The following is a 6,020-nucleotide window of genomic DNA, read 5'->3' as shown; positions in this document are numbered from 1 at the left end:
CCCATGGACTCCCCCCACACTGACACACCCCCCGGCGAGGACCAGGCCTCCCGCCCCGGGTCGAACCTCAACCGCGACCCGTCCGACCCCGACCGCCGCTTCGTGACGGCGGGCCAGATCAGCGGGTCACGCACCCCGCCGCCCGAGCGCCAGCAGGAGCTCTGGAACACCGTCTTCGGCGACAACTACCAGGCCATGGGCGAGCAGGACGCCCTGGAGGAAGAGCCGGGCAAACCCGTCTGGATGTACGCCCTCGGCAGCTCGGTGGCGGTCGCCCTGGTGATCGCGCTGATCTGGGCGTTCCTCGCGGGACCGCTCGCGAGCGAGGACCCGGCGAGCCCCAACGTCGCGGCGCAGCCCTCCGCCTCGCAGAAGCCACGCGCCACCAAGACCTCGTCCTCGATCGGCCCGCTGCCGAAATACTCCGGCAAGCCCTCCCCCGTCATCGGCAGGATCCCGGACGCGCCGGCCCGCATCACGGTCCCGCGTCTCGGCGGCACCTGGCGGCTGGACCAGCGCGCCACGGTCAAGGCCACGTACGGCTTCGACACCCGCCAGTACGTCCAGGTCGCGCCCGAGCGGTACGCGCAGCTGATGACGGGCCCGCTGTCGCAGCGGCTGGCGTCATACTACGAGCAGGACGACCTGGAGCCGGTCATCAAGCAGGTCGTGCTCTCCGCCCGCAGGAGCTTCTTCCCCAAGGACAACAAGGTCCGCAAGGTCGCCCAGCAGGCGATCAAGGTGGGCGACTCCACGGGACGGCTGATCGCGTACTCGCTGACGTCGCAGACCGAGAAGGCCACCATCGTGACGATGGCCGTCAACACCGGCGCCAACGTCCCGGCCATCGTCTACATGTCGATCCCGGCCGAGAGCAAGCAGCTCCTGCCCGACGTCCGCACGGTGATGAACCAGATCAGGCTGGCCTCCTGACCTCGGCCGCGACGGCTAGAACACGCACTCCATGTGCTTGATGCCGTTGATGAAGCTGGAGTGCAGGCGGTCCGGCTTGCCGCCCTCGATCTGCGGGACACGGCGCAGCAGCTCGCGGAACATCACCGTGATCTCCCTGCGCGCCAGGTGGGCGCCGAGGCAGAAGTGCGGGCCGGGGCCGCCGAAGCCGACGTGCGGGTTGGGGTCGCGGGTGATGTCGAAGCGCAGCGGGTCGGCGAACACGTCCTCGTCCCGGTTGGCCGCCCAGTAGTAGAGGACCGCCTTCTCGCCCTTGCGGTAGAGGTTGCCGTTCATCTCGTGGTCGCGGGTGACCTTGCGGCGCATGAAGTTCACCGGGGAGGCCAGGCGGACGATCTCCTCCACGGCTCCTGGCGCGCGCCCGTCGATGTCGTCCAGCCAGAGCGCGCGCTGGCCGGGGTTCCTGGTGAGCAGGCGCAGGCCGTACGAGATGGCGTTCCTGGTGGTCTCGTTGCCGGCCACGACCAGCAGGATGAAGAACGAGCCCAGCTCCTGCATCGTCAGCCGCTCGCCGTCGATGTTCGCGTTGACCAGGGATGACGTCAGGTCGTTGGTGGGGTGGTCGGCGCGGTGGGCGGCCAGGTCCTGCACCAGCTGCTGCAGCTCCATGCCGGCGGTGAGCAGGCGGTCGGCGATCTGGGTGAGGTCGCCGCCGGTGTACTCGGGGTCGAAGCCGCCGAGGATGATGTTGGAGCGGTCGAAGACGAACCGGTAGTCGCGCTCGGGAATGCCCATCATGTCGCAGATGATCTTCAGGGGCAGGCGCGCGGCGACCTCGGTGACGAAGTCGCAGCCGGGCCCCTTGGCGAGGAGGTCGCCGACGATGGTGCCCGCCGCCGCCTCGACGTCCGCCTCGAACTGCTTGATCATCTTGGGTGTGAACGCGCGCGAGACGATTCTGCGGAGCCTCGCGTGCCGGGGGTCGTCCATGTTGATCATCGAGCCGAAATACTCGGTGAACTCGGCGGGCATGTCGGGGATGTTCGTCGCGCCGCCCTGGCCGGAGCTGAAGACCTCTGGATGACGGCTGGCCTCGAGGATGTCGGCGTACTTGACCAGCGCATGATAGCCGGGCCCCTTGGGCGCGAAGGAGATCTCCATCTCCTCGAAGAAGGCGGGCGTCTCGCGCGAGCGCAGCCGCTCGAACGCCCTCTCTCGTTCGTCCATGGGTCTGGCCCAGAACTCGGGGTCCGACAGATCGAAGTCGAGGACGCTCATGTGGCCATCATTGGGAAAGCGGCCACTTACGTCAATGGTCCGGACGTACACCGTACGTATCCGCTGGACATCCGAGCGGCGTGCCTGCCCGGGGCAGCAACCGTCACAGTGCTCAGAAAGGCCCGGAGCCGGGGGTGAAGCCCATCGGGCGGATCTGGGTCAGCTCGGCCGAGGACGCCGGGCCGAGCCAGTCGAGGATGTGCCGGTTGACCTCGGCGGGCCGTTCGAGATGAAGAAAGTGCCCGGCCCCCGCCACCTGGTGCACCCGCGAGCCCTGCGGCAGGAGGCCGGGCGCGTCCTGCGTCAGCTCGGCGCTCAGGCAACCGTCCTGGGCGCCGTGCAGGTAGAGGACCGGCCCGCTCACCTTGGACTCGACCTCCGGATAGCGGCCGGAGGGCGGCGTGGTGCCGAGCATGGACCGGTAGTAGCCGATGGCCGCCCTCAGGTTGGCGGGCTCGCCGATGCTGCGCCGGACGAACTCGAGGTCCTCGCGCGCGTCGTATCCCGGCGACCAGTCGCGCCAGAGGTTGCCGATGAAGCCGGGCCGGGCCGCGGCGGCCTCGGCCACGCCCGTCTGGAACAGGAAGATGTAGAAGGAGCGCTTGAGCTGGTCGTAGTCGAGGAAGCGGGCGCCGAGGGCGCCGGGCGGCGGCACGGCGAGGGCCACGGCCCTGCGGAAGCGGCCGGCGGTGCGGTAGACGGGGAAGGCGCCCCAGTCGTGGCCGATGACGACCGCGTCCGCGTCGCCGCCGAGCTCCTCGTGCAGCGCACGGACGTCGGCGACCAGCGCGGCCTCCTCGTACGCCCCGTCGGCGGGGACCTCGGTGGGCGCGTAGCCGCGCATGAACGGCGCGACCGCGCGGTAGCCTCGCTCGGCCAGCGCAGGCATCAGGTGACGCCAGGTGTGGGCGGTGTCGGGGAAGCCGTGCAGGCACAGCGCCAGCGGCCCCTCCCCCATTGTCAGATACGCGAACTCCACCCCATTGGCGTGGACAGTCCTGATCTCCATGACTGCGAAACCTAGCATTCGGCCCGCCGCTGGAGCATCCGCTCCCGCCCCGGCGACGCTCTCACCAGGTGTAGCGCAGGTGCTTGATGCCGTTGATGAAATTGGACAGCAGGTGGTCCGGCTCGCCCACCGCCCTGACGCGGGGCAGGCGGGTGAACAGCTCGCGGAACATCACCGTCATCTCCCTGCGCGCCAGGTGGGCGCCCAGGCAGTGGTGCGGGCCGGGGCCGCCGAAGCCGACGTGCGGGTTGGGGTCGCGGGTGATGTCGAACGTGTCGGGGTCGGCGAAGACGGCCTCGTCCCGGTTGGCGGAGTTGTAGAAGAGCAGCACCTTGTCGCCCTTCGCGTACGCGGTGCCGTTCATCTCGTGGTCCCGCGTGAGCGTGCGGCGGAACTGGATCACCGGCGTGGCGTGGCGGACGATCTCGTCACAGGCCCCGACGATGCAGCGGTCGAAGTCGGCGAGCAGCAACTCCCGCTGGGCGGGGTGGTCGGTGAAGAGCTTGAGCCCGTGCGCGATCGCGTTGCGGGTGGTCTCGCTGCCCGCCACCACGAGCAGGATGAAGAACGAGCCCAGCTCCTGCGACGTGAGGCGCTCGTCACCGTTGACCAGCAGGCTCACCAGGTCGCCCGTCGGCCGCCGGCGCCGCTCGTCACCCAGCCGGGCGGCCAGCCGGTTGAGCGAGAAGCCGGCGTGCAGCAGCTTGGCCAGGCCTCGGGCGACGTTGACGCGGCTGAGCTCGGGGGCGATGCCGGTGTATTCGGGGTCGGCGTTGCCCAGGATGACGTTGGTCCGCCGCAGCACCATGCCATGAAATTTCGCGGGGATGCCCATCATGTCGCAGATGACGCGTACGGGGAGCTTGGCGGCCACCTGGGCGACGAAGTCGCCCGGCCCCTCCTCCATCGCCCGGTCGACGATCTCCGCGGCCGCCCGGGCGAGGTCGTCCTCCATCTTCGACAGGATGCGCGGCGTGAACGCCCGAGAGACGATCCGGCGCAACCGCGCGTGCCTCGGGTCGTCCATGTTGATCATGGAGCCGAAGTAGACGCTCAGCCAGCGCGGCATGTCGGGAACGCTGTTGGAGCACGGCTCGCTGCTGAACACCGCGGCGTTCCTGCTCGCCTCGACCACGTCGGTGTGGCGGACGAGCGCGTAGTAGCCGGGGCCGCCGCCGATGAACGGCACCGCCTGCTCCCGGACGAACACCGGCCGCTCCAGCGCCCGCAGCTTCCTGAAGGCCTCCATGCGCTCGGCCTGCGGCAGGGCCCAGAACGGGATCTGCGAGAGGTCGAGACCGGCGGAGAGCGTCATACCTTCCAAGCCTTCTGCAAGTGACCACTTACGTCAAGGGTGCTTCACCCCGCACCCTTGATCAGGTCGGCGCCCTTCTCGCCGATCATGACGGCGGGCGCGTGGGTGTGGCCGCGGTTCAGCGTCGGCATGATCGACGCGTCCACGACCCTGAGCCCTTCGACGCCGCGTACCCGCAGCTCGGGGTCCACGACGGAGGCGTCGTCCACCCCCATGCGGCAGGTTCCGACGGGGTGGTAGAGGGTCTCGGCGCGCTCGCGCACCCACTGCGCGAGCTCCTCGTCGCTCTCCGGCCCCCAGTACGGCGCCATCGGCCCACCCGCGTACGGCCTCATCGCGGCGGTGGTGAACACCTGCTTGGCCGTCTTCAGCCCCGCCACCAGGCGTTCGACGTCGGTCTCCGCGGTCAGGTAGGCGGGGTCGATCACCACGTCCCCTCCGCTCAGCCCGACCCGGCCCCGGCTTTCCGGCTGCAGCAGCACGACCCCGACAGTGAGCCCGTGGCCGGCCGGTTTGGCGAGGCCGTGGTCGACGAACGGCACGGGCGCGTAGATCAGCTCGATGTCGGGCGCGGGCTCCTCGTCCGAGGTCCTGATGAACGCCACGGCCTCGCCGACGTTCGTGGTGAGCATGCCGGAGCGCAGGACGATGTAGCGCAGCAGGTTGCCGACCGACTCGGCCTTGGTCAGCGTCACCGGCTGCCGGCACTCGACGAACACGCCGGACGAGAGGTGGTCCTGCAGGTTCTTGCCGACCTCGGGCAGCTCGCGCACGACGGGCACTCCGGCGTCGCGGAGCTCGTCCGGCGCGCCCACGCCGGAGCGCATGAGCAGGTGGGGTGAGCCGATCGTGCCGGCGGACAGGATGACCTCGCGCCTGGCCCCGATCCGGGCGCCGCCGTGTTCGCCGCCGTGTTCGCCGCCGTGTTCGACGCTATTTTCGACGCTATTTTCGACGCCGTACTCGACGCCGACGGCCCTGCGGCCGTCGAACAACACCCGGCCGGCGGACGCCCCGTTGATCACGTGGAGGTTGGGCCGCTTCATGGCCGGGTGCAGGTAGGCGTCGGCCGCGCTCCATCTGCGGCCGCGGCGCTGGGTGACGGGTGTGGGGCTGTAGCCCTCGTTGGAGCGCCCGTTCAGCTCGCTGAGCCGGGACAGTCCCAGCTCGTCGCAGGCCTGGAGGAACGCGGCGGTGGTGACGTTGGGGCTGCGCAGCTCGGAGACGTACAGGGGGCCGGAGGTGCCGTAGACGCCGCCCTCGTTGCTGCCGACGCGGCGCTCGGCCCTGGTGAAGTACGGCAGCACGTCGTCGTAGGTCCAGCCGGGCACACCCCACTGGTCGTAGTCGCGCTGGCAACCGCGCACCCACATCTGGGCGTTCATGGAGGACGAGCCGCCGATCACTCGGCCCCTGGGCCAGTAGAGCTCCCGGCCGGACAGCTCGCTCTGCTTGGCGGTGGAGAAGTTCCAGTCGTCGCCGGTCTTGAACAGCTTGGAGAAGCCC

Annotated in this window: 5 protein-coding genes; 1 reads left to right on the top strand and 4 read right to left on the bottom strand. The window is 69.9% G+C overall.

The features are described 5' to 3' along the window. The coding region (locus E1294_RS53895; RefSeq protein ID WP_165977948.1) for a hypothetical protein at positions 1 to 933 on the top strand (933 nt) is incomplete at its 5' end. 15 nt (positions 934 to 948) lie between these two features. Here E1294_RS53895 and E1294_RS50565 read toward each other — a convergent pair. The 4 genes from E1294_RS50565 to E1294_RS50550 form a co-directional block, all read right to left on the bottom strand. Next, positions 949 to 2,190 carry a cytochrome P450 gene (locus tag E1294_RS50565; RefSeq protein WP_132520068.1) on the bottom strand — a complete coding sequence of 414 codons (1,242 nt, stop codon included), beginning with the start codon at positions 2,188 to 2,190 and terminating at the stop codon, positions 949 to 951. Between the two features lie 112 nt (positions 2,191 to 2,302). Then, positions 2,303 to 3,199: an alpha/beta fold hydrolase gene (locus tag E1294_RS50560; protein ID WP_132520065.1), complete on the bottom strand. Its 897-nt coding sequence runs from the start codon at positions 3,197 to 3,199 to the stop codon at positions 2,303 to 2,305. 61 nt (positions 3,200 to 3,260) lie between these two features. Then, on the bottom strand, positions 3,261 to 4,514 hold the full coding sequence (locus E1294_RS50555) for a cytochrome P450 (protein WP_132520062.1): 1,254 nt from the start codon (positions 4,512 to 4,514) through the stop codon (positions 3,261 to 3,263). A 44-nt stretch (positions 4,515 to 4,558) separates the two neighbouring features. Beyond that, the coding region (locus E1294_RS50550) for a GMC family oxidoreductase (protein ID WP_132520059.1) at positions 4,559 to 6,020 on the bottom strand (1,462 nt) is incomplete at its 5' end.

This window comes from Nonomuraea diastatica (assembly GCF_004349015.1).
In the GTDB taxonomy this organism is placed as follows: Bacteria; Actinomycetota; Actinomycetes; order Streptosporangiales; family Streptosporangiaceae; genus Nonomuraea; species Nonomuraea diastatica.
Note: the sequence above shows the minus strand (reverse complement) of the source record. Positions and strands in the feature narration are given on the sequence as shown.

What these genes read in the sequence shown, in the direction of transcription:
- E1294_RS50565 (WP_132520068.1), bottom strand. Translation starts at nt 2,190, where the DNA reads ATGAGCGTCCTCGACTTCGATCTGTCGGACCCCGAGTTCTGGGCCAGA.
- E1294_RS50560 (WP_132520065.1), bottom strand. Translation starts at nt 3,199, where the DNA reads ATGGAGATCAGGACTGTCCACGCCAATGGGGTGGAGTTCGCGTATCTG.
- E1294_RS50555 (WP_132520062.1), bottom strand. Translation starts at nt 4,514, where the DNA reads ATGACGCTCTCCGCCGGTCTCGACCTCTCGCAGATCCCGTTCTGGGCC.